18 protein-coding genes are annotated in these 23,720 nt (G+C 33.8%); 8 read left to right on the forward strand and 10 right to left on the reverse strand.

The window, feature by feature from the left end:
* The first annotated feature begins 27 nt into the window (after positions 1-27).
* The gene (murI, locus tag WPG_RS04210; protein WP_410529693.1) at positions 28-807 is read left to right on the forward strand and encodes a glutamate racemase; all 780 of its coding nucleotides are present in this window, start codon (positions 28-30) and stop codon (positions 805-807) included.
* Positions 808-840: 33 nt separating this feature from the next.
* Complete coding sequence (locus WPG_RS04215) at positions 841-1,188, forward strand: hypothetical protein (RefSeq protein ID WP_045469754.1); 348 nt, start codon at positions 841-843, stop codon at positions 1,186-1,188.
* Here the strand turns inward: WPG_RS04215 and WPG_RS04220 are convergent.
* Genes WPG_RS04220 through WPG_RS04230 form a run of 3 tightly spaced genes read right to left on the reverse strand, consistent with a single transcriptional unit; the run spans position 1,178 to position 4,602 of the window.
* Positions 1,178-1,693: a gamma carbonic anhydrase family protein gene (locus WPG_RS04220; RefSeq protein WP_045469757.1), complete on the reverse strand. Its 516-nt coding sequence runs from the start codon at positions 1,691-1,693 to the stop codon at positions 1,178-1,180. The two genes, WPG_RS04215 and WPG_RS04220, sit on opposite strands and share 11 nt — an antisense overlap.
* A gap of 3 nt (positions 1,694-1,696) precedes the next feature.
* Entirely contained in the window at positions 1,697-2,431 is a 735-nt protein-coding gene (locus WPG_RS04225; RefSeq protein WP_045469760.1) for a LytR/AlgR family response regulator transcription factor, read from the reverse strand.
* Between the two features lie 2 nt (positions 2,432-2,433).
* Positions 2,434-4,602: a histidine kinase gene (locus WPG_RS04230; protein WP_052471146.1), complete on the reverse strand. Its 2,169-nt coding sequence runs from the start codon at positions 4,600-4,602 to the stop codon at positions 2,434-2,436.
* A 214-nt stretch (positions 4,603-4,816) separates the two neighbouring features.
* On the opposite strand from WPG_RS04230, the gene WPG_RS04235 reads away from it, so the two are divergent.
* From WPG_RS04235 to WPG_RS18530, 3 genes are all read left to right on the forward strand, one after another.
* Positions 4,817-5,848 (forward strand): SIMPL domain-containing protein, encoded by a 1,032-nt coding sequence (locus WPG_RS04235; protein ID WP_045469763.1) that lies wholly within the window; start codon positions 4,817-4,819, stop codon positions 5,846-5,848.
* 36 nt (positions 5,849-5,884) lie between these two features.
* Positions 5,885-6,358: a VWA domain-containing protein gene (locus WPG_RS18525; RefSeq protein ID WP_231850247.1), complete on the forward strand. Its 474-nt coding sequence runs from the start codon at positions 5,885-5,887 to the stop codon at positions 6,356-6,358.
* Positions 6,359-6,431: 73 nt separating this feature from the next.
* On the forward strand, positions 6,432-7,052 hold the full coding sequence (locus WPG_RS18530) for a hypothetical protein (protein ID WP_231850248.1): 621 nt from the start codon (positions 6,432-6,434) through the stop codon (positions 7,050-7,052).
* 35 nt (positions 7,053-7,087) lie between these two features.
* Here the strand turns inward: WPG_RS18530 and WPG_RS04245 are convergent, their stop codons facing one another.
* Both WPG_RS04245 and WPG_RS04250 read right to left on the reverse strand, forming a co-directional pair.
* Positions 7,088-8,104 (reverse strand): type IX secretion system membrane protein PorP/SprF, encoded by a 1,017-nt coding sequence (locus WPG_RS04245; protein WP_084221517.1) that lies wholly within the window; start codon positions 8,102-8,104, stop codon positions 7,088-7,090.
* Between the two features lie 6 nt (positions 8,105-8,110).
* Positions 8,111-15,529 (reverse strand): choice-of-anchor L domain-containing protein, encoded by a 7,419-nt coding sequence (locus tag WPG_RS04250; protein ID WP_231850249.1) that lies wholly within the window; start codon positions 15,527-15,529, stop codon positions 8,111-8,113.
* 182 nt (positions 15,530-15,711) lie between these two features.
* Here WPG_RS04250 and WPG_RS04255 point away from each other — a divergent pair, with 182 nt between their 5' ends.
* The 3 genes from WPG_RS04255 (at position 15,712) to WPG_RS04265 (ending at position 17,768) form a co-directional block, all read left to right on the forward strand.
* Positions 15,712-16,614: a NifU family protein gene (locus WPG_RS04255; protein ID WP_045469772.1), complete on the forward strand. Its 903-nt coding sequence runs from the start codon at positions 15,712-15,714 to the stop codon at positions 16,612-16,614.
* Positions 16,615-16,682: 68 nt separating this feature from the next.
* Complete coding sequence (locus tag WPG_RS04260) at positions 16,683-16,883, forward strand: dodecin family protein (protein WP_045469775.1); 201 nt, start codon at positions 16,683-16,685, stop codon at positions 16,881-16,883.
* A 72-nt stretch (positions 16,884-16,955) separates the two neighbouring features.
* Positions 16,956-17,768, forward strand: coding sequence for a mechanosensitive ion channel family protein (locus WPG_RS04265; protein ID WP_045469779.1), 813 nt, complete (start codon positions 16,956-16,958; stop codon positions 17,766-17,768).
* Here WPG_RS04265 and tsaB read toward each other — a convergent pair.
* Genes tsaB through WPG_RS04290 form a run of 5 tightly spaced genes read right to left on the reverse strand, consistent with a single transcriptional unit; the run spans position 17,765 to position 23,720 of the window.
* Positions 17,765-18,436 (reverse strand): tRNA (adenosine(37)-N6)-threonylcarbamoyltransferase complex dimerization subunit type 1 TsaB, encoded by a 672-nt coding sequence (gene tsaB / locus WPG_RS04270; protein ID WP_045469782.1) that lies wholly within the window; start codon positions 18,434-18,436, stop codon positions 17,765-17,767. The genes WPG_RS04265 and tsaB overlap by 4 nt on opposite strands.
* Before the next feature lie 18 nt (positions 18,437-18,454).
* Positions 18,455-19,762, reverse strand: coding sequence for an efflux RND transporter periplasmic adaptor subunit (locus tag WPG_RS04275; protein ID WP_171817205.1), 1,308 nt, complete (start codon positions 19,760-19,762; stop codon positions 18,455-18,457).
* Entirely contained in the window at positions 19,762-21,204 is a 1,443-nt protein-coding gene (locus tag WPG_RS04280) for a TolC family protein (RefSeq protein ID WP_045469788.1), read from the reverse strand. The genes WPG_RS04275 and WPG_RS04280 overlap by 1 nt, the downstream gene beginning before the upstream one ends.
* A gap of 50 nt (positions 21,205-21,254) precedes the next feature.
* Positions 21,255-22,415 (reverse strand): efflux RND transporter periplasmic adaptor subunit, encoded by a 1,161-nt coding sequence (locus WPG_RS04285; protein ID WP_045469791.1) that lies wholly within the window; start codon positions 22,413-22,415, stop codon positions 21,255-21,257.
* Positions 22,416-22,460: 45 nt separating this feature from the next.
* Complete coding sequence (locus WPG_RS04290; RefSeq protein WP_045469794.1) at positions 22,461-23,720, reverse strand: ABC transporter permease; 1,260 nt, start codon at positions 23,718-23,720, stop codon at positions 22,461-22,463.

Raw genomic sequence — 23,720 nt, forward strand, 5'->3', positions numbered from 1 at the left:
ATCTCTAAGCGACTTTTTATTTTTGTATTGATGAAAACACCTATTGGTATATTCGATTCTGGTATTGGAGGTACATCTATCTTTAAGGAGATTCATACCCTTCTACCAAATGAAAACATCATCTATTTAGCCGATAGTAGAAATGCACCTTATGGCAATAAGTCTCAAGAAGAAATTCTTCAACTGTGCATAAAAAACACAGAACTACTCATTAGAAAAAACTGTAAACTTATTGTTGTTGCATGCAATACAGCAACAACAAATGCTATAACCTATCTGAGAACCAATTATGAGGTTCCTTTTATTGGTATTGAGCCAGCTATCAAACCTGCAGCACTAAATACGCAAACCAAAACTATAGGCATATTAGCTACTAAAGGAACGTTAAGTAGCCATTTATTCCACAAAACAACGGATTTATATGCAAGCGGTATAAAAGTAATTGAACAAGTAGGAGAAGGTATTGTGCCATTAATTGAAAATGCAATGTTAGACTCTATAGAAATGGAGACACTTTTAGACCGCTATTTAGAACCCATGTTAGCGCAAAATATTGATTTCCTAGTCTTAGGATGCACACATTACCCTTACCTTATTCCAATGCTGTCTAAAATGCTTCCTGAGCATGTAAAGATTATTGATTCTGGATTAGCTGTTGCTAAACAAACTGAGACTGTTTTAGCTTCGAATAAATTATTAATTACCTCTAATAATAAGGCATCAATTTATCTATATTCTAATGGTAATATTCAAGTACTTAACACTATACTAAAGAATCAATTCGATACTGCATATTTAGATTTTTAGTAAGGATTGTTATCAAAATCGCACTAATGATTTATGACATTACTTTTTATATATAATGCAAATTCAGGGAAATTAAATGCACTATTTGATGCTGGGCATAAATTATTTAGTCCATCTAGCTATCCATGTAGTCTCTGTCATTTAACTTATGATACCTTCACAGAAAATGCAACTTGGAAAAAATTTAGAAAAGAAAGTCATCTAGTAATGGAGTTCTATCATAAAGATGAATTTGAAGCAAAGTTCCCAAAAGTAAAAGTCATATATCCAACAATTTTAAAACTTGAAAGTCATCAGCTGACAACCTTATTAACAGATGAAGTATTAAATGAGATTAAGAATGTTGAAGCTTTAATAAAAAAACTAAAAATTAGTCTTTAAACCAACCTGAGTATTTCACATAATTATTTGCAATACGATCAATCTCTCCCAAAATCAATTCCTTACTAATGTCTTTTACTTTTTTTGCTGGCACACCAGCATAAATACTTCCAGATTCAACTATAGTGTTTTGGGTAACAACGGCACCGGCTGCAATAATACTATTACTTTCTATAACGGCATCATCCATTATAATACTTCCCATACCAATAAGCACATTATCCTTTACTGTACAACCATGTACAATGGCATTGTGCCCAATTGACACATTATTACCAATCGTAGTCGGAGACTTTTGATAGGTAGCATGAATTATGGCACCATCTTGAACATTTACCTTATCACCCATTCTTATATAATGTACGTCACCTCTTATGACGGCACTAAACCAAATACTACATTGTTTCCCCATAGTAACATCTCCTACTATAGTTGCATTTTCTGCTACAAAACAATCTTCTGGTATTTGCGGACGATTACCATTTACTGGTTTAATTATAGACATAGTTTATTTAAAATAAGATAACAAATCAGACTTTTTAGAAGCAGAGACCATAATCTCTTTACCATTACTTAAAACCACACTTCCACCTTTACCTTTTACATATTTCACCACTTCATTGACGTTCACCAAATAACTTTTATGAACTCTAGCAAAATTAGCATCTTTTAGGCTTTCTTCTATATACTTTAAAGTTTTGCTCACTAACTTCTTTTTATTAGTATTTAAGAATATTTCTGTATAATTATCATCAGCTTTGCAATACATAATATCGGCTGTTTCTATAACCTCAAATCCATCTTGTTGTGGAATGGTAATTTTACCATTAACCGAGTTTGTTTTTGGTACCAAAACCTGGTCTTGTAATGCATCTTCCTTAACTCTAATTTCAGTAACATAATCTACAGCTTTTATTAAATCATCAATAGAAATTGGTTTCATTAAATAATAGGAAGCGTGAGCATTTAAAGCTTCAATAGCATAATGATTGTAGGCTGTAACAAATATGGTTTCAAAATTAATATCGCCAACTTTGTCTAATAAATCAAAAGCATTTCCATAGGGCATTTCTACATCTAAAAACACAACATCTAAATCATTATTTCTAATTAAAACTAGCGCATCTTCTACATTCGCTGCTTCACCAACAATTGAAATATTTGGGCAGTATTTAGTGAGATAATTTCTTAAAATCTCTCTACTCTTTTCTTCATCTTCTACTAAAATGGCATTTAACTTCATAATTAATCCTTTTTTAATGTCACCACAACCTTTGTCCCTGCATCTTCTGACTCTTGAAAATCTTCAATGGTAACATCAACCTTATCTTTATACATTTCATTTAAAATAGCGACACGCTTTTTAATATTGTTCATGCCCTTAGAATTTTGCTTTTTCTGATGTTCCGTTTTTAAAGCTTTAGAGCGTGCTCTACCAATACCATCATCAGTAATCGTAATAGTCAATTCGTTTTTGGTTCTCGGCTGTATATTAATATTTAAATGTCCCTTCTCTGTTTTGTAGCGCAATCCATGCCAAACCGCATTCTCTATATAAGGTTGCAATAACATTGGTGGTATTTGAAACTCTTCAACATTAATTGATTCATCCACATCTATTGTATAATCAAACTTATCTTGAAATCTAAAATGCTCTAATTTCGTATACAAATCTAGTAATTCAACTTCTTTTTTAAGTGGAATAAAATCCTCTTCACTATTCTCTAAAACCGAACGCATTAAATGAGAAAAATCTGATAAATATTTATTTGCTGTTCGTTCATCATTTGATGCTATAAAGCTATTCACTGAGTTTAACGCATTGAAAATAAAATGCGGATTCATTTGGCTTCGTAAAGATTTAAGAGCCAAGAGATTATTTGCCAATTTTTGTTGCTTAATATATTTAAACATAAAGTAAGCCGTAACCAAAAGCAACACTAGACCACTAATAAGTGAGTAAATAATTAATTTCTGACTTTTGTTTTGTTCTTGTGTTAAATCATACTTACTCTTAGACAGAGCTCTATCACTTTCTAATAAAGTTTTTCTGTTTTGCAGCTCGGCAATATTTCTACTAAATCTGGCTGCTTGAGATATTTCTTGTTCTTTTTTCGCGTATAATTCGTCAACTATGTTTTCATAATTTTCAATCATAGCTAATCCTTTTTCAGTATCACCTTTTTTGATAAGAGCTTCAGACAGTTTTCTTGATGCATCTTTTCCTACTACAAGGTCTCCTTTTTCATCTGCCTCTTTTCTACTCTTTTCTAAATATGGTATGGCGTCATCATTTCTATTTTGCATAATTAAAGCATTACCAATTTTATAGTTCTGCTTTTGTGAAGTAATAGCACTTTCATTAGAAATAACAGAATCCCGCTCTATCTCTTTAATATCATTTATTATTTCCTTTCGTAATTCTATCTCGCTTTCGTAATCCTGATTATCACTATTAAACTCTGCCACTTTTACTTTCTCTTCAATAGCTCTTGTCCTATTTTCTTTTTCAGCTAAATTCAGAGAATTATTAAAGTAAAAATTTGCCTTGCTCTTTTCCCCTTGTTCATTATACGCTTGAGCAATTTTAGAATTTAAGTCGGTAACTTTTGGAGCTATTAGATGCTTGTTTGCTACCTCAAGCCCTTCTTGATAAGATGTAATAGCTTTAGGAATGTTATTGATTTTTAAATTAGCGTCTCCAATACCTTCGTGTAAACTTGCTTTTTCATAGTTAGACAAATCCTTTTCATTTAAATTTTCATAAGTAGATATACTTTTTTGAAAATCGCCATTATTTTGGTAAGCTTTTGCCAATTTTAACTTAGCAGATGGAGTTTCAAAATTTTGAATACTAATTTTATAAGCAGAAATAGCTAAATCATATTGTTTCCAATGCATATAAATATCACCTAGCAACTCATGTGCTTGGGCACTTTGACTTGAAGTGTCATTTACGCTTAGCGCATCACCTACAAATTTTATACTTTTTTCAGCATCAGATTTGAGATAGACATCTGCTGAATCAATCATTTCATTGAAACGCTTCAGATTTCCGCTCAACTTTGATCGTCCATCAAATTTATCTTCATCTACAACTTTTATAGTAATACGTTCATTAGATTGTACTGTGTGATAAATCGTTTCAAAATCATCATGACTTATTATGAGTTCATCACCAATTTTTGCTCTAATAGTAAACGTACCATCAAAACTAGTTGTAGTATACCTACCACCATTTACGAGTATCTCCGCATCTCTATAGGGTTTGTAAGTCCCTTTTTCATAAACGGATCCCCTTATGCTAAATACTGTTTCTTCAAATTTCTTTGAGACCACTCTATCTTGTCCATAGATAGAAAAACTGAGTATACAGAAACCTAATAATGTTATAAATGTCTTTAATATTTTCACTTATTATAATAAATAATTGGATTAAACTTACATACTTTATTTGGTTTGCAAAAATTGACAATTAACAATTATGGCCCAATTACCATAAAAAAGCCCATGTTACTAAAATAGTATTCCACTTCACTCATTGATATACACATGTCACTCATTCTGATTTTTAATTAAAGTTAATTCAATTGAGCTTTACAGCATTAATCAAAAAACATAAATCAAAATGAAAAAAAGCAATTTAGCATTTATGCTAATCATTCTTTGCTGTTGTTTTTTAACAGCTCAGCATAAAGGAAATTACAACCAAATCACAAGAGACATTTCTCGTCAGAATATTTTAACTTCTGGGAATGCTCAGATTTATAACCCAACTGTTCAGCGCCAAATTCACAAAGTCTTACAAGCTAGTAACGTTGTAAAAATTGACGTAAAAGCACTTCAAAATGTAAGCGCTACCACTAGTACTGCAGTGTTTAATCTATCTCAGATTGGACCATCAGCAGAGGTCACTAATGATTTGATGAAAAAACGTATTGACAGCATCAAAATGCAGTTAAATGCTAAAGGTATTTCTCAAAAAAATATTGCTATTGATGTCATTTCATTTATACCAATTTATGAAGTAGAAGTCACTAAAAAATTATTTAGCAAAACCTATACAGAGGTGCCAAAAGGTTTTGAATTACAGCAAAATATTCATATTCAATTCACCAAAACAAATCAATTTGAAGCTATTTTAGAAGCTTGCGCAAAAAGTGAAGTTTACAACCTTGTTAAAGTGGATTACTTTATTGAGAATATTCAGGAAGTTTATAAAAATCTTCAAGATCAACTTCTTAAACTCATAGAAGATAAAAAAACTTACTATAAAGTTTTAGGCTTTGATTTAGCTGAATACAATGTTGCTATTGCAGATGACAAATACTGTTATTTTCCAAAAGATTTTTATCAAAGCTACCAAGCCTATAATAGTGTGTCTTTCGATGCATTAAAAAAAGGGAAAGCAATTACTAGTGTTAAAAAACAAACGTCTTACTATTACCAACCATTAACCTATGAAAGTTACGATGTGGTTATAAACCCTTCGATTCTAGAACCTGTCGTTCAAATTGGTATGAATATAAAACTGGTTTTCACTCCAAAACCTAAAGAGAAAAAACAACAACCTATTACCAAAACAGAAATAGATCATAAATACTATGTGATATCCCCAAATGGAACTATTGATGTAAAAGAATTAAATACTAAAAATTAGAGGTGAATAATGATATTATATAAAATTCGATATAGCATGAAAACAAAAATTAAATTTTTAAACCTTGTAGTGAGTCTAACAATAATGACAGCTTGCAATGCAAATTCTAAAACTAAAACACAAGATTTAGCAATTTCAGAAACTGTAATTGAAACTAAATCAAAATCTGAAAATCGAGAAATAAAAGTCGCCTTATTATTAGATACTAGTAATAGCATGGATGGTTTAATTGACCAAGCTAAAGCACAGCTTTGGGAAATTGTAAACGAATTGTCTTATGCCAAATGTGAAGACAAAAGTCCTAATCTAAAAATTGCTGTCTATGAATATGGTAATGATAATCTTAATGCTGAAGAAGGTTACTTAAGGCAGGTTATCACTTTTAGTAATGATTTAGATGAAATTTCAAAGTCGCTATTCTCATTAACAACAAATGGTGGGAATGAATTTTGCGGAAAAGTGATTACAACAGCTCTTAATCAGTTAGAATGGGGGGAAAGCGATAATTGATTTAAAGCTAATTTTTATTGCAGGGAACGAGCCTTATACACAAGGGAAAGTTAGTTATAAAGATGCTTCAAAATTGGCACATAAAAATGATGTAACTGTAAACACTATTTTCTGTGGAGATTACAACCAAGGGATATCTAGCTATTGGAAAGAAGGTGCAGATTTAACGCATGGCAATTACATGGCTATAAATCATAATCAAGCCACAGTTCATGTAGCTTCCCTATATGACGATAAGATCTTAGAGTTGAATGAAAGACTCAATAAAACTTATGTCGCTTATAGCAAAAAAGGGAGAGCAAAAATGGAAATGCAAGCTGAACAAGATTCTAATGCAATGAGTTATAACAAAGCAAACGCAGTAAGCAGAACGGTAAGTAAAAGCTCTCATTTGTATTTGAATAGTTCATGGGATTTAGTAGATGCTGAACAAGAAGCTAATTTCTCTTATGAAGATTTAGATGAGAAACAATTACCCGAAGAATTAAAAGGTAAATCTAAAGCGGAAATTAAATCTTATGTTGAAAAAAAACGTAAAGAGCGTAAAATGCTTCAAAAAGACATTGCAAGTTTAAATTTAAAACGTCGAGATTATGTTTCAAAGCAAAATAAAACTAGTAATAATGGCCTCGAAAGCGCGATGATTAAAGCTCTAAAATTTCAAGCTGAAAAGAAAAATTATAAATGGGAATAAAAAAGAAAGGCTCAATTTACATTGAGCCTTTCTTTTTAATTTATTGCAGGACAGTTACACTCATACTTCTCACGTTTACAATTAAAGTTATAACCTAAAGTTATTTGGTGAAAACCACCTGTATTGAAATTAATTGTATTGGCTTGATATGAATATGTATATGCAAACACAAACTGATTATAATCTACACCAATAAATGGTGTTATATATTGTAATTTTTGGCTACTTACACCAGATCCACTGGCAAATTCTGCGCCATCTAAACTTCGTCTATAAGATAAACCTCCCCAAACTTTACCAAAATCCATTTTCTTATAAGCCTTAGCGTTAATATCAATTGAAGATTCCTCTGTAGCATCTCTGTGCATAAACATTATAGAAGGTTCATATGTCCAATCACTACCAAACTTACCGAATGTATATCCTGCAGAAAACAAATAGGTTCTCAAGTTTTTAAATTGAAACTGATTATTTCCACGATTCCAGTTGATACCCTCATTCTCCAAAATATTTTTAGCCGTAAAGTGAGCATAAAAATCTAAAAAGTGATAAGAAAAACCAAAGTCAACATTAAAATTTGTAGCACTTTGTTCAATTCCTGCAATAGCCTGATCAAACTCACCAGGAGCTAAAAACTCTGTTTCATCTAATTTGTACTGCAAAAATCCAGCACTTAAACCAAAAGAAAGCATATTTAAATCTATCTCATTTCGTGAAAACATTAAGTGGTAAGCAAAAGTCGCATACCCACCAACTGTAGAATGATATCCATTAGAATCATTAAAAAGAATTCCACCAAGTCCAACTGGTGTATCCCCTAATTTTCCATTCATACTTACAGTTTGCAAGCTAGGAGCATCATCAACACCAAACCATTGTTGTCTGGCTGTTAATCTAACTTTAGCACAATTTGCAACACCAGCCATTGAAGGATGAATTAAGTAATAATTATCAGTTAAATAATCCGAATAAATCGGAATACCCTCTTGCGCAAAACTAAAATTTGCTACAAAAGCTATAAATGCTACTAAACAAAACTTTTTTAATCTCATAATTATTTATCGTTTCAGGGTAAAATGGGCTTTAAATTCTTTTTGGTTACCATTAATAGGTTCGTTATAAATAACTGTAAACCAGTAATCACTTGTTGGCATTAAACTACCATTAAATGTTCCATCCCAACCCGATCCTGTCGGACTGAGTTGTTTCAGTAATTTTCCATAACGGTCAAATATATAAATTTTTGCACTACTTCCAATACCTTCTATATTCCAAGTATCATGGTTTCCATCTCCATTTGGTGTAAAGTATAATGGATAATCTATTACTTGTACTTCTACACTGACTAATCCACAACCAATCTTATCGCGTGCTGTGATTATACGTATCCCTGAGGATACATTGGTAAACACACCACTATCTTGCCATGGACCATTATCTAAACTGTATTCATAATCACCGATTCCAGTAGCAACTGCTTCTATAACGTTATTATCACCAAATAGTTGTGTTACCACTTCTGCTGTTAAACTTGGTGGTGCACTTTCTATCACTTCTGTGCTATCCATATTAACACAACTTGTAACACTCGATGTACTTATATCTGTAACGATAACACTATATGTTCCACCTTGGGTTGGCGCTAAACTAGATCCTGTTTCTGTTGGAAGGATAGCCCCATTGTAACTCCATTCAAAACTATAATCCGTTTCTGATAAGCCTGTGTCTAATACTGGACTACTTAATACTTCTGTACCATTGGTATCAATACATAAGATATAACTGTCTTCTAAATCAAATTCTGGTAATGGATTTACCTGTAAGGTTAACTCGGCTACTTCAAAACAAATTGATCCATCAACTTGGTTATCAAACACTCCATCATTGGTAATATCTACTGGGTCTCCTTGTCCGTCTCCATCTACATCTACAAAATCTATAAAACCATCAGCATTGGTGTCTATAGCATCTGAGATACCGTCTCCATCGACATCAATCAAATCAAACACCCCATCTGCATCTGCATCATAAGTATCTATAGTGCCATCCCCATCTAAATCTAAGCCTGTTGCCAGACCTGCTAAATCTAAGTTAATCGAGATCACTGTTAACGTGTTATTATCTACTCTTGCATAAATCACCTGTGGATTTACGATATTCTCGTACAGGTTAGGTAATGGGTTTACATTTAAATTCGCATCGTCCTCTGTTGCATAATAAGTGACTATATAATTCGCTGGATCTTGACCGTCTAATACTTCTGGGTCGCGAGTTGCTAAATCAAATTGTACACTGTCATTTGATGGGTTTCCATCAGTCCCCATATTATCATCACACTCCTCATACACAATAGCTTCCATATCTGGATTGGCCTGCGCAGCTTCATCCACTTGGATATTAAAACGTTGTGTACTAATCGAACAACCTGTTACTGTATTGGTTATCGTTACAAAAATCTCTTGTGGATTTGTAAGATTAGTATAAGGGCTTACTAAGGCATTCATCTCTGCTTCTGCATCTAATAAACTCTCATGATAGGTCACTACAAACTCCATTGGGTCTTGACCATTTAAGACTTCTGCATCCTTAGTTGTTAAATCAAAACTATCGATACCATCAGTATTTAATTCACATTGTATAAAGTCTGTTACTGCTATTACTGCTGGTAGTGGATTTACGATGAGCGCAAAATCAACTATGGTATAACAGCCTGTAACATCATTGGTTACTCTTACGTAAATCGTTTGTGGTGTTTGTGTATTGGTATAGTTTATTGGATCTAGTATTGGATTACTACCTGAGTCTGCATCTTCTGGTGTTTCATGATACGTCGGTGTAACTCCAACTTCACCATTTAATAGCAGTATCTCATTTTCTGTTAAGTCAAAGACTTCTTCCCCATCTCCTGTATTGATATCGTCACATAACACTAAATCTGGTAGTATATCCGTTGGAGTTGGATTAGGTAATACTCTAATGGTCATTGTAGTGAAGTCCACACAACCTGTATCTGTATCGGTTACCACTACGTACAAAGTTTGTGGGTTTTGTGGTAAACCTCCTATGGACGTATTTGTATATTGGGTTGGGTCTGGTATCGCATTCATCTGCGACTGAGCATCTGCATCAGTCTCATAATAATCTACAGACCAACTGGCATTACCTCCTGTGATCTCTGCGTCTTTTAACGTCAAATCAAAAGTCGTCATCTCATCTCCTGGGGATTCCCCTAAATCATCACAATCCTCTAATGGTGTTGGTTGCACTGCTACTGGTGGTAATTCTACTTGTAACTCAAACTCTCCTGTATCTTGACAACCTGTTGTTGGATTGAATAACCTCACATAGATAACCTGTGGGTTCATTGTATTGGTATAGTTACCTACATTAATGATTGCACTATTACCTGCTTCTGCTGCGGCTGCGCTCAAATGATAGGTCAATATAACGTCTGTTGCACTTTGAGTGCCTAAAATCTCTGATGCTTTGGTTGTTAAATCAAATTGAGTCATCCCATTAGCATCATCATCACACAACACATAAGGTGCTATATCTGTTGGTACTTCTGGCGATGGAACTACAATTAACTCTAACGTATTTAAGGTGAGACTATAACAACCTGTGATGGTGTTCTCTGATCGTACATAAATCATTTGACTGTTCGCCATAATGTTAGTATATAAGCCTGTGATTGGATTATCACCTAGGTTAGCTTCTTCTTCCGTTTCATGGTAACTAATCACAACATCTAACTCACCATTTATAATTTCTATGGTGCGTTGCTCTAAATCAAATTCTGCAAAACCATCATTATCATCATCACAAACTTCTATAGGGTCTGGATCTGGTTCTGGTGATGGAATTGGATCTACACGTAAGGTTAATGTAATGGTGCTATAACAACCTGTATCATCGTTCTCTGCTCTTACATAAATCGTCTGTGCATTACTCGTATTGGTATATGAACTCCCTATTGGGCTGGTTGCTGCGTCTGCATCTGCCTGTGTTTCATAATATGTTAGGGTAATTCCTGTTTGACCATTGAGTATCTCATCTCTGGCGTCGTCTAGCATAAAGGCTTCTGATTCATCTCCTGGATTGTTAACATCACACTCCTCTAATGGGCTTGGTTGTACTAATACTGGTAATGGATTGACTTTAAGTACTAAACTTGTAACCTTATAACAGCCTCCCGCAGTACTACTGTCTTCAACACGTATCCATATTGTTTGGGTGTTTTCTGTATTGGTATAAGCCGTTGGATTGGCTATTGGATTATTAGCGTCGTTTGCATTTTCTGGCGTCTCGTAATAGCTTACAATATAATCTGTCGCATCTGCACCGTTTAAGACTTCGTCTGCCTTGGTCGTTAAATCAAAACTTGCAAAGCCATCTGCTGAGATATCATCACACTCCTCTAATGGTGTTGGCTCTATAATCTGTGGGCTTGGTTCTACGATTAATTGTAACTCTACTAGTGTTGCACAGGCTGTCGCTATCGTTGCACTTTCTACTCTGGCGTATAGCGTCTGCTCATCAACTACAATATTATTGTAATCTACTGTGGTATCTATGGCATCTACATTATTGTCTGCATTGGCGTAAGTCTCATGGTAACTCACGGTGAGTCCTGCTGCACCTCCTGTAATATCATTATCTGCATCTGTTAGCATAAAAACCCCAAAACCGTCATTGTCTGGATCACAATAGGTCAACGCTGTTGGTATTGGATTAGCGATTGGTGCTTGTTCTACGACTAACTCTAAAGTTGTTGTATCATAACAGCCTGTACCTGTATCTTCTACACGTACATAGATGATTTGTCCGTTACTTGTATTGGTATATAATGTTGGTAGTGGACTTGTCTCTGATTGCGCATCTGACAAGTTCTCATAGTAACTCACTGCATAACTCGGGTTGTTCCCTGTAATCTCGATGTTCTTTAAACTTAAATCCATCTCTGTGAGTCCGTCTGGTGTAGCATCATCACAAACCTCTAAAGCGGTAGGTGCGATTAAGGATGGTAATGGATTAACTACTAAATCAAAGCTAATGTTAGAACTACAATTAGTGAGTGTATTGGTCAGTACTGCAAATACTTCTTGAGGGTTGCTTATCGTATTTGCATATAATGTAGTAATCTCATTAATTCCTAAATCGGCATCCATCTGATTTCCATAGTAAGCTACCGTAACATTAACTTGGCCGTTTATTATTTCTGCATCTTTGGTAGTGAGATTAAATAACTCTTGTCCATCACCTGGATTATTCTCGTCACACAACTCATAATCACCAATCTCTATAGTTGTTGGTAGTGGGTTAACAATTAATTGTAAGGTTGTCGTAGCATAACAACCTGTAACATCATTTTCTATTCGTGCATAGATAACTTGAGATCCTGCTACTATATTACTATAATTGTTTGCTAATGGATTATTACCTGCTATAGCTTCTGCTTCAGTATCATAGTAATTTACCACCATTCCTGTTTGTGTTCCTATAACCTCTACATCACGTAAACTTAAATTGAAAGTGGCTAAACCATCATTATCATCATCACAAACTTCTAAAGGTGTCGTTGGATTGGCTATTGGGTTTTCTAAAACTTCGAGTGGCAATGCAGTGACATTATAACAACTGGTCATTGTATTCTCTAATCTTACATATACAGTGTCGTTATTTGCCGTCGTATTGATATAACCATCAAAAATTTCTGCTGTATCCATCTCTGCCCCTGACATATTCTCATGGAACGATACTTCTATTCCTGTTTGTCCATTTAATAGCTCCGCTTCTTTAGTACTTAATGGGAAGCCTACAAAACCATCCGTGTCGTCATCACATACTTGTAATGGTGTTACTGATGATACTATTGGTAATGGATTGACAATTAAATCAAAACTTGTCGTACCATAACAGTCTGGATGTAAAGGGTCTTCTACTCTTACATAAACAGTCTCAATATTTGGATCTGTATTACTATAAAGCGTCGGTAAGGCTCCTTCATTATTATCCGCATCGTCTTGGGTATCATGAAACGATACATTGTAAATCGATGGGTCTTGACCTGCTAGTATATCTGCTTCTTGGGTCGATAAATCAAATTGCTCTACACCATCGTTACTTACATCATCACAGGTCATCATATTTTCTGGCATATTGCCTATCGCTCGTGTGTTGACTGTTAATGTGAAATCGACTGACCCTGTAACGTTATAACAATTACTGTCACTTACACTCTCTATTCTTACATAGATATCTTGCGAATTACTCGTATTGGTATACAAATCTGGTAAGGCTCCTACACCCATCTCTGCATCTACAATACTCGTGTGATAAGTCACCGTGAAATCAGTCGGACTTTGACTACCTAATATCGTAGCAGTCTGTAAACCTAAATCAAAATCCTCAAAACCATCATTACTAAAATCATCACAAACCATTAAATTATTTACAACGTTAATCGTTGGTTGAGTGGAAGCAGATAATGAGAATGAAATTATATCATAGCATGATTGGGAATTATCAGCCATACGAGCCCAAATAGTTTGTGGATTAGTAATATTCGTATAGTTAGCTGGTAAAGCACCAACATTATCCATTGCATTTTCCGGTGTAAGGTGATAGCTTACAACAAAATCAGCTGCACTTTGTGTTCCTAAAACATCATCGTCATTATCTAACAACATAAACTCAGCTGTTCCAGTTGCACTACATTCTACTAGATTTACAGCCGGATTTGCTGTTGGACTAGGTCTAAACTCAACCAAAATATCATCTGTAGATTGGCAAGCACCTGAAACACCTGTAAAAATAAAGTCAACGGTATAAGTACCTGTATCCCCAACCATAATAGTAGATCCCGTTTCCCCAGGAATTTCAACACCTTCAAAATACCATACATGATCAGCCGCGGGAATACCTGTATCCAGCATAATCTCATTTCCACCGCACTCTGCTGTACCTGCAGCAATGGTAATATCATCACCTAAATTACCTCCTAAATCAAAACTTCCAGCTCTTAGGAATACGCCCGAATCAAGTTGTGTATCTGAACCACCATTGCCATCATCACCAATAACCAACTTTATTGTATAGTTTTCACCAGGAATTACATCAGCTTGGGCTGTAAAAACAGTTGTTCGTCCATCGTAGCCGATTGGAGGGCTAAGCACTGGAATATATTCTCCAAAAAATTCTTCATTGATTGCTGGACAATTACCATTAAAAGGGTGAATATTAGTTACTAAAATTGGTGTATTAGTTCCTGGGAGTACTGCTAAATTAGATGTATTACCCGCAGAATCCGTTAATAAAAAAGCAAAAGCGTCTGAAAATGTACATTCAAAATTACCCATATCATATTCTTCTGAGGCCATTATGAACTCAAAACTTATACTGTCGGCAAATGGAATAAAATTAAATTGTATAAAAGTCGCATTGGTAGTATTTGTGCCAGCAACTACATCCAAGTCAGGGTCACCTGGCCAACCAATTCCGCCAGAACTTTCACCTACACCACTATTTGGCCCAGCAGCTATATTAGCATCACCTGATGAAAGAATTATACCATCTTCAAATGGAAAATTAATCCCATCCCCAAAAAAATAACCAATTCCATTTGGTTCAAATGAATTAAAGGTAGTTCCTGTAGACCACACAATATCAGTTATTTCTGCACAATCGCTATTTATTAAGACATCTTCTATAAGTTGCTCTGGGGTAAATAAATCTTGATCAACAACTACGTTTGGACCTAGAACAAAAACTGTTATAGTTTCTGTATCTATGCATACTTGAGGGTTATCATCTTTTACGGTTAATGTAACTACATAAGTACCTGGATTTGCAAATGTATTAGAAACATCATTACCAGTTGCTGTATTTGTATCACCAAAATTCCAATCATAAGTTGCATTAGTACCATCAAGGGAAAACGTAGCACTACCAGAAAAATCTACTGTATCACCAGGTAAAATCCCTATAACACCAGATCCATTAGGTATTGGAGTAGTACTATCTATTGAAGCAACAATGTCTTGACATGGAGTAGCACAAAGAATATCTGCAACCCAACCATCTGCGGTACCTGAATCATTAGAAATAAATTCTACAGTCAAACAACCTGAAGTATTAGCAGTTGTAGCAGATACCATTCCCGGACTTGTAGTAGGCCCAGAAAAACTCCCTATTAAATTAGCGGAAGTATCATCACCATCATAGATATTCATGGTGTCTACATTAAGTCCTCCTTGAGTACTGAATGATGTGAAATTAAGAATAATAAACTCATCTGCATTTTGAGGGCATATTGTCGTAACAAAGTTTTCATCCAAACTGTAATTACCAAATTCACCACCAGAGTCATAAAATTTATCGGGAGCACAACGGTTAAAAGTACCATTTTGCATAGATACATCTTGTGAAAACCCAATAGAATTAACTATCAGGATCATTATATAGAGGATCTTTTTCATATTTAGTTTTTAACAAACTAACTCTATTAAATGCTAGCAATTACGCATTATGAAACTAGAGATTATTTTTATGAGCACGGAATTTAATCAAATTATATGAATTGACTTAAGAATTTAGTTACAAAACTTAATATATGGGATAAACGTTTAATCTTGATATTTCATACCTTTGTAAAAAAAAGATGTCGCAGACAAAAATTTCAATAATACCAACGTCTAACGAAACGATTTTAAAGTTTGAAGCTGATCGTTTTCTTACTAATCATAATAGTTTTGAATTCAATAATATTGATGAAGCAAAACACTCACCATTAGCACAGCAATTATTTCACTTACCATTTGTTAAAAAGGTGTATATCGCTTCTAATTTTATTGCTATAGAACGTTATAATATTGTTGAATGGTCCGATGTTCAAAGTGAAGTTGCAGTACAAATTGAAGATTATTTATCAAAAGATGGAATAGTTATTACTGAAGACGCAATTAAACCAAAAGCAGCAGTAACTGTATACGCTGAAAGCACGCCAAACCCAAGTGTTATAAAATTTGTTAGCAATAAAGTTTTAGTACCTAATCTTTATGAATTCTCTTCTATTGAAGATGCTAAACCTTCTCCACTTGCAACTGCTTTATTTCAGTTTCCTTTTGTAAAGAATATATATATGGAAAAGAACTTCATTTCCATTACAAAATTTGACATTATAGAATGGGAAGAAATTACACTTCAGTTACGTGAGTTTATAAAGTCTTATGTTGAAGAGGGTAAAACTATACTTAATGATGATGCCCCTCAAAAACTTAATAAAACAGAAGAAGCTATTGAGCAAAAGTTTGAAGCTTTAGATGACACCTCAAAAAACATAGTAAACATTTTAGAGGAGTATGTTAAACCTGCTGTAGAAAGTGATGGTGGTAATATAGAGTTTAAATCATATGACCCTAATACTAAAAAAGTAGAAGTACTATTACAAGGTGCATGTAGTGGTTGTCCTTCGTCAACCTTTACTTTAAAAAATGGAATAGAGAATATGCTCAAAGAAATGCTTAACGATAACGCAATAACGGTTAATGCAATTAATGGCTAAATAGCATTAATTTTAATGTGACAATTAATATTATTTTGTTTCTAAAAAGTATAAACCTAAAAAATATTATGGCAGTATTAAAAGTTATTGAAGTATTATCAAATTCAGATAAAAGTTGGGAAGATGCAACTAAAAAGGCTGTGAAAGAAGCTTCTAAAACTGTAAAAAACATTCGTTCTGTGTATGTACAAGATCAAAGTGCAATTGTAAATGGAGACGATGTCACAGAATTTAGAGTGGCTTTAAAATTAACTTTTGAAGTTAAGTAATAACATTAAAACACAACACATAACTCGACTATTAAACGTCGAGTTTTTTTATTCAACATAAATTAAACCAACATGGACACACAACAATGGATTGACAAAGGCTACAACGTAATAGTTGAGTTTGCACCAAAAATTATTGCTGCTATTCTTATATGGATAATTGGTAGCTGGATTATCAAAGTAATTAAAAATGTTCTAAGAAAAACTTTGAATAAGGGAGATTACGATGAAAGTTTAAAGAAGTTTCTGTTAAATCTAATCAATTGGGTTTTAAAAATTGTTCTTATAGTTGTAATACTTGGCACTGTAGGTATAGAAACCACATCGTTTGCCGCTATTCTTGCTGCTGCTGGTCTTGCTATAGGTATGGCATTACAAGGCTCGCTAGGTAATTTTGCAGGTGGCGTTTTACTGATGATTTTTAAGCCTATAAAAATAGGTGATCTTATTGAAGCGCAAGGTGAACTTGGGGTTGTAAAAGAGATTGAAATTTTTACAACTAAACTTTTAACGCCAACAAATAAAGAAGTTATTATTCCTAATGGTGCATTATCTAATGGGAATATTGTAAACTATTCTACGGAAGGAAAACTACGTGTAGACTTAACTTTTGGAGTAGGTTATGATTCTGATATCAAACAAACTAAAGAAGTATTATTAAAAGTTCTGACATCTAATCCAAAGGTGTTTAAGGATCCTGCACCAACAGTAAACGTATCTGAATTGGCAGATAGTTCTGTAAACTTTGCGGTTAGACCATGGTGTACAGTTGCAGATTACTGGGATGTATATTTTGACACACACGAAAACGCAAAAGAAGCTCTTGATGCTGCAGGAATTGAAATTCCTTATCCACATGCAGTAGAAATACAAAAAGAGGGTTAATTCTTCTTTTTTAAAGCTACAAAATCCTTTAAATAATAAGGTTCAAAATAAGCGACATCTTCAGTGTCGCTTTTTTGATGTTTTAATTCGGCTAAAACTGCCATTTCATTGGCAGACGGTAATTTCCCATTAATAAAAATAGCATTTGGATGTTGAATTAAGCTTTTAGTTTTTTCTACACCACTACCAATAAAATATACTTTGCTTTTACTGAGAAGGTATTTAAAGCTTTCTTCTGTTAAAATTTCAGCTTTAATCTCTCTATGTAACTCTAACTGTGAATTATAAATAGCTGAATACACTTCCATCCGTCTTGCATCTAACATTGGAATAATAAAACCTTCTTCACAATTCACTTGATTCGCTAAACTCTCTAAGGTATCAATCGCAATTAAAGGTTTGTTCAATGCAAAACATAGCCCTTTAGCGGAAGATACCCCAATGCGAAGTCCTGTATAAGAACCTGGACCTTTACTTACAGCAACAGCATCAATTTCTGAGGGGGTAATATGAGACGTTTTAAAAACCTCATCTATAAAAACGTGTAAGGTCTCTGCATGAGAGTAACCTTTGCTATTATCTTCTTTTAAAACTAAAGTCTCCCCATCTTTAGATAGAGAGACAGAACAATTTGTGGTTGCTGTTTCTATGTTTAGCACAACTGCCATTAGCAAATATGTATTAGGTTATTCGTCTTCTTTATCTCCAGACGATTTTACCTTTTTACTTTTTTCTTCAATAAGATCTCCTGGCTTCAATGTCTTAGAAACTACATTATAAGGACCAGTAATTATTTTATCATCTTTCGACAACCCTTCAACTATTTCTATATTGGTATCATCTTGAATTCCTGTTTTTACAACTCTTAGTTTAGCTTTTCCATTTTCATTAACAAAAACACATTCAAATTTCTCTTCCTCTTTTGGAGAACCTTCTTCAATTTCCGATGATTTACCATAAGGTTTCTTAGTTGAACTTGTGTCTGTTTTAATTACTATAGCGCTAATTGGTACCGAAATTGCATCCTTTCTTGTCTTAGTAATCACATCTACTGTAGCTGTCATTCCTGGTCTAAAAGGAGAATACGTATCTGGCTTCCCTTCAGTTAAATCTTTATATGATTCTTCAATAATTCTAACTTTTACTTTAAAGTTAGTCACTTGATCGGCAGCCAAATTTCCTGCAGCGGAGTTTGCAATTTCAGTAACTACACCTCTAAATTCTTTCTTTAAATAAGCATCTACTTCAACAATTGTAGAATCTCCGATATTAACCTTTACAATATCATTTTCATTAACATCTACTTCAACTTCCATATTATTAAGGTTTGCTACACGTAAAATTTCAGTACCAGCCATTTGTTGGGTACCAACCACGCGCTCTCCTAATTCAACATTAAGAAGTGAAACTGTGCCGCTCATTGGAGCATAAATTGTTGTTCTATTTAAGTTGTCTTTAGCTTCATTAACAGTTGCAGCAGCACTTTGAACGTTATAGTATGCAGAATTTTTTCCTGCTTCAGCCGTTTCATAAGAAGCAATAGCTCTATCCCAATCAGCCTTAGAAATGACTCCTTTCTCAAAAAGTGTTTTGTTTCTGTCGTAATCTGCCTTAGCTTGTTTTAAACTTGCTTCAGCTTGTTCTAAGCCTGCTCTAACATTTTGGTAAGAGGCTTGCGAACGATTTACTGCCGACTGAATTAAATCTGGATTTACCCTAACTAATAAGTCTCCTTTTTTAACTTGTTGTCCTTCTTTAAAAGGCAATTCTAAAATTTCACCAGAGACTTCTGAAGATATCTTAACCTCAACTTCTGGTTGGATTTTACCCGTTGCGGAAACGGTTTCAACAATATCTTTTAAAGATACTTCTTTAACCGTAACTTCTTTGAAATTTCCTTTTTTACCGAACCATCCCATCTTAGATCCTGCTATTAATGCGACTAATAGAAGAATGACAGCGACAATGATAATTTTTACTGTTTTGCTCATAATTAAAACTTTAATTCAGTTGCTGGTATTCCGAAATATAATTCAAGAACCTTCAACTTAAAAATATAATCGTACTTAGCACGATTTAATTCAATTTTAGAATTATCGAATCTTAATTTAGATTGACTAAAATCGAATGCATTTGTTAACCCTACATCATAACGCTCCTTGGCGTAATTATAGGCTAATTGTTGTGACTCTAATGCTAATTTGGCTGCCTCATAAGATTTTAAAGCTCCTTTAGCATCAACATAAGCTTGGTACACTGTGGACTCCAAATCTAATTCTGCTTGCTCTAACTGAAACTTAGAACGTTCTAAACTGACTTTACTTCTTTGAATACTTCCTTTAGTATTAAAACCATTTAAAATAGGAATATTAAGATTTAAGCCATATCCAATACCATCATTTTGATATAATTGATCTATAAATGGGTCCGCAGCTACCTCTACTGCAAAAGTATTAGGAAATTCACTGATAACAGCTTGGCCTGTACCTTGTACTGTACCGATTTGCTGAGTAACCGTTGGGTTATTAGGATCTACTTGCTGAATAAATCCTGGTGTATTAGCATATCTGGTATTATATCCAAAAAACGCAGACAATGTTGGTAAATTTGCCCCTTTGGCAATCTTTAAATCCATTTCTGCTAACTCTACAGATTGTTCTGCAATCTTTATTTCAGATCTAGATTCTTTAGCTTTTGCTAATATTTCAGAAATATCTTTATCTGCTATACTAGCATCAACAATGTCATAACCTTCATCCTCGATATCAAAATTTTCATAATCTTTAATTAAAAGTAATTGTGCTAAGCTGATTAATGATATTTGAATATTATTTTCTGCATTTATTATTGATTGCTGCTCACTAGCATCTGTTGCTCTAATTTCTAATAAGTCACCTCTTGGCAATGAGCCTGCATCAACTAATTCTTGTGTTCTTTGAATTTGCTCTTTTGTGACATCATTTTGAGATCTTAAAACCTCTAGATTAGCTTTATTGAGTATTACAGTAAGATATCCATTGGCTACAAACAGTGAAATATCATCTTTCATTTTATCTAAACGATATTGACTAGAAAGTTTAGAAATATCTGCACGTTGTAATTGTCTGATGTTTCTTAAACCATCAAATAAAGTATAACCCATATTAATACTTCCTGAAGCAGACAAAAAGGTTGTAGTTTGAGCATTGTTAGTTATAGGATTAAAACTAAGACCTGTATTTTCTGAAACACCAGCTCCCGCATTTAGACTAGGAATAAAGTTTCCTTTAGCTGTTAATTTCTCAATATCTGCAATCTCTATATCTAATTCACTTTGCTTAACTGAAATATTATTCTCTAAAGCATATACAACACACTCTTTGAGGGTCCACTTTTTATTTTGAGCCTGTGCGAAAACTCCAAAAAGAAGTAATATTATTATGATTGATTTTTTCATGATGTCTATTTGTCTATATAAATCCTAAAGTGTTACACTAAATGTTAAAATTATTGTTGCCCATATGCTGGAGGCCCTTGAAGTTGATTCCATACCTTTATCTCATCAGAATCTGATATCCCCTTTTTTACTTCAACAAAGATACCATTACTTAGTCCTAATTCTATATCACGACGTTCAAATTTCTGATCTCCAACTGCGATTTCAACGAAAGGTTTTTTTGTTTCTGAATCGTATTGTACTAAGGCTTCTTTAATAGCTAGCACATTTTCTACTTTATCTAAAATAATGGACGCATTAGCACTAAGACCTGCTCTAATAAAAGTGGAATCAATTTTTTTAAGTGTGCCCTTAATTTCAAATTGAATAGCACCGTTTTCTGCAACGCCTTTTGGTGCTATATAATCTAAAACCGCATCAAATTTTTCATTTTCTATGGCACCAACAGTGATTTCTAATGGTAGATCTTCTTTTATTTTACCAACTTCGCTTTCATCTACCTTGCCTTCAAAAATCATTTTCTTTACATCAGCGAGAGAAGCAATTGATGTTCCTTCATTAAAGTTATTCGCTTCTATCACTTGATTCCCAGCTTTTACTGGCACATCTAAAACCATTCCTGCAACAGTAGCCCTTACTTGTGTTTGCGCAATATTTCCTAAACCAGACGTGGTTCCTGTTTTTATAATATCATAATTCTGTCTTGATTGGGTCACATCAATTCTAGCCTGTTCTACACTCTGTTTTGCTTGCAAAAAGGTGTTGTTTACTTGATCGAATTCATTCGCTGCAATCACACCTTTATCAAACAATTCTTTCTGGCGATCGTAAATTGCTTTTTGAGTTTTGTAATTGATTTCTGCAGTTTGTAATGCTGTTCTATTTGATGCAATATTATTCTTTGCACTAGCTAAAGATGATACATTAGGAATAACTCTAATCTTTGCAATTAAATCTCCTTGTTGTACATATTCACCAGCTTCAATATAAACTTCTTCAATAACACCTGAGATATTTGGTTTAATCAATACCTCTTCTTTTGGCACTATACTTCCTGTCGCTACTGTTTTTAACACTATAGTTTCAGTTGAAGCTTTTTCGGTAGTATATGTTACTGGGTCTTCTTGATTTTTTGCCCACAAATAATATAAAGAGCTTCCAAATACAAGGACTATTAATATCAGTACAATAATGGTTGTAGTTCTTTTCATTTTTTAGTTGATGATTTTATTTATTCTAACTTTCTTGATTTATGATTATTCAATTCTTAAAGCGTCAACAGGTTTCATTTTAGTGGCACTGTTTGCAGGAATTAATCCTGCTAATAAACCTGAAACTACTAATATGATTAATGCTGTAAATACCACTTGCATACTTACACTTGGATTTGCGAAATTTTCTACTGGTCCAACACTATCCAAAATAGCATTCATTCCCCAAATAACTAATGCTGCAAATGAAATACCTACCATACCAGATAAAATAGTGAGTATTAAACTTTCTTGTAATATTTGACCTTTTATTGTCCATGGTGTAGCACCTAAAGCACGCCTCACTCCTATTTCTTTAGTACGTTCTTTGACTACAATAAGCATGATATTACTAATACCAATGATTCCAGACAATAGAACTAAAGCTCCGACAAAATAGCCTACAATAGATAAAATATCAAAAAGTCCATTAACTCTACCGAACTGCTCAGATAAGTCAAAATGACCTATTGCTCTTACATCTTCAGGGTGAATGGTATGTCTATCTCGCATTAAAGAAAAAATACGCTCTTTAACATCAGTAATACTTATTTTATCCGTTGCTGTAATCGCCATCCATCCTACTACATCACCGTAATTAAATGCCTGATTAAAAGTTGAGAATGGAATAAAGATAGTATTAGCTTCTTCCTCTGAATCACCTTGGCTATTTGTAATTTTAAACGTTCCGGCTACCATGAAGTTAACGCCATTAATTTTTATGTAAGATCCTATAACATCTTCATTTTTATTATAAAGTCCTTTTACAACATCTGGACCAATAACACAAATTTTGCGCTTCGCATTTATATCAGAGTAACTTATAAAACGACCTTCAAGAATATCCATCGGCTTTTGCTTTATAAACTCTGGGTAATCTCCATAAATCTGAAAGGCGCCTGTTTTTGTTCCCTTTATAACATTATTTGCTCCATTATAACCACCTAATTGATTTCTGGGAGATACGTATTTAATTTCTGGATCGGCCGCTTTTATTGCAGCGACATCATCAAACTTGTAATTAAAATTTCTTGATTTTGGCAATCCTTTGTATGGTTTTGATGTTCCTTGTGTCCACATAAACATGGAATTAGTAGCAAAATCGCCAAAATCTGCGGTGACACCATTTCTCAACCCATTCGTTAAAGCTAAGAGGAGCACTAAAATAGTTATACCCCAAAATACCCCGAATGCAGTAAGAAAAGTTCTTACTTTATTAGCATTTAATGCTTCCAATATTTCTGTCCAACGGTCTTTATTAAACAT

The sequence above is a fragment of the Winogradskyella sp. PG-2 genome (genome assembly GCF_000828715.1).
In the GTDB taxonomy this organism is placed as follows: Bacteria; Bacteroidota; Bacteroidia; order Flavobacteriales; family Flavobacteriaceae; genus Winogradskyella.

Coding starts and splice junctions, on each gene's coding strand:
- WPG_RS04215 (WP_045469754.1), top strand. CDS start 841: ATGACATTACTTTTTATATATAATGCAAATTCAGGGAAATTAAATGCA.
- WPG_RS04220 (WP_045469757.1), bottom strand. CDS start 1,693: ATGTCTATAATTAAACCAGTAAATGGTAATCGTCCGCAAATACCAGAA.
- WPG_RS04225 (WP_045469760.1), bottom strand. CDS start 2,431: ATGAAGTTAAATGCCATTTTAGTAGAAGATGAAGAAAAGAGTAGAGAG.
- WPG_RS04235 (WP_045469763.1), top strand. CDS start 4,817: ATGAAAAAAAGCAATTTAGCATTTATGCTAATCATTCTTTGCTGTTGT.
- WPG_RS18525 (WP_231850247.1), top strand. CDS start 5,885: ATGAAAACAAAAATTAAATTTTTAAACCTTGTAGTGAGTCTAACAATA.
- WPG_RS04245 (WP_084221517.1), bottom strand. CDS start 8,104: ATGAGATTAAAAAAGTTTTGTTTAGTAGCATTTATAGCTTTTGTAGCA.
- WPG_RS04250 (WP_231850249.1), bottom strand. CDS start 15,529: ATGAAAAAGATCCTCTATATAATGATCCTGATAGTTAATTCTATTGGG.
- WPG_RS04255 (WP_045469772.1), top strand. CDS start 15,712: ATGTCGCAGACAAAAATTTCAATAATACCAACGTCTAACGAAACGATT.
- WPG_RS04260 (WP_045469775.1), top strand. CDS start 16,683: ATGGCAGTATTAAAAGTTATTGAAGTATTATCAAATTCAGATAAAAGT.
- WPG_RS04265 (WP_045469779.1), top strand. CDS start 16,956: ATGGACACACAACAATGGATTGACAAAGGCTACAACGTAATAGTTGAG.
- tsaB (WP_045469782.1), bottom strand. CDS start 18,436: ATGGCAGTTGTGCTAAACATAGAAACAGCAACCACAAATTGTTCTGTC.
- WPG_RS04280 (WP_045469788.1), bottom strand. CDS start 21,204: ATGAAAAAATCAATCATAATAATATTACTTCTTTTTGGAGTTTTCGCA.
- WPG_RS04285 (WP_045469791.1), bottom strand. CDS start 22,415: ATGAAAAGAACTACAACCATTATTGTACTGATATTAATAGTCCTTGTA.
- WPG_RS04290 (WP_045469794.1), bottom strand. CDS start 23,720: ATGTTTAATAAAGACCGTTGGACAGAAATATTGGAAGCATTAAATGCT.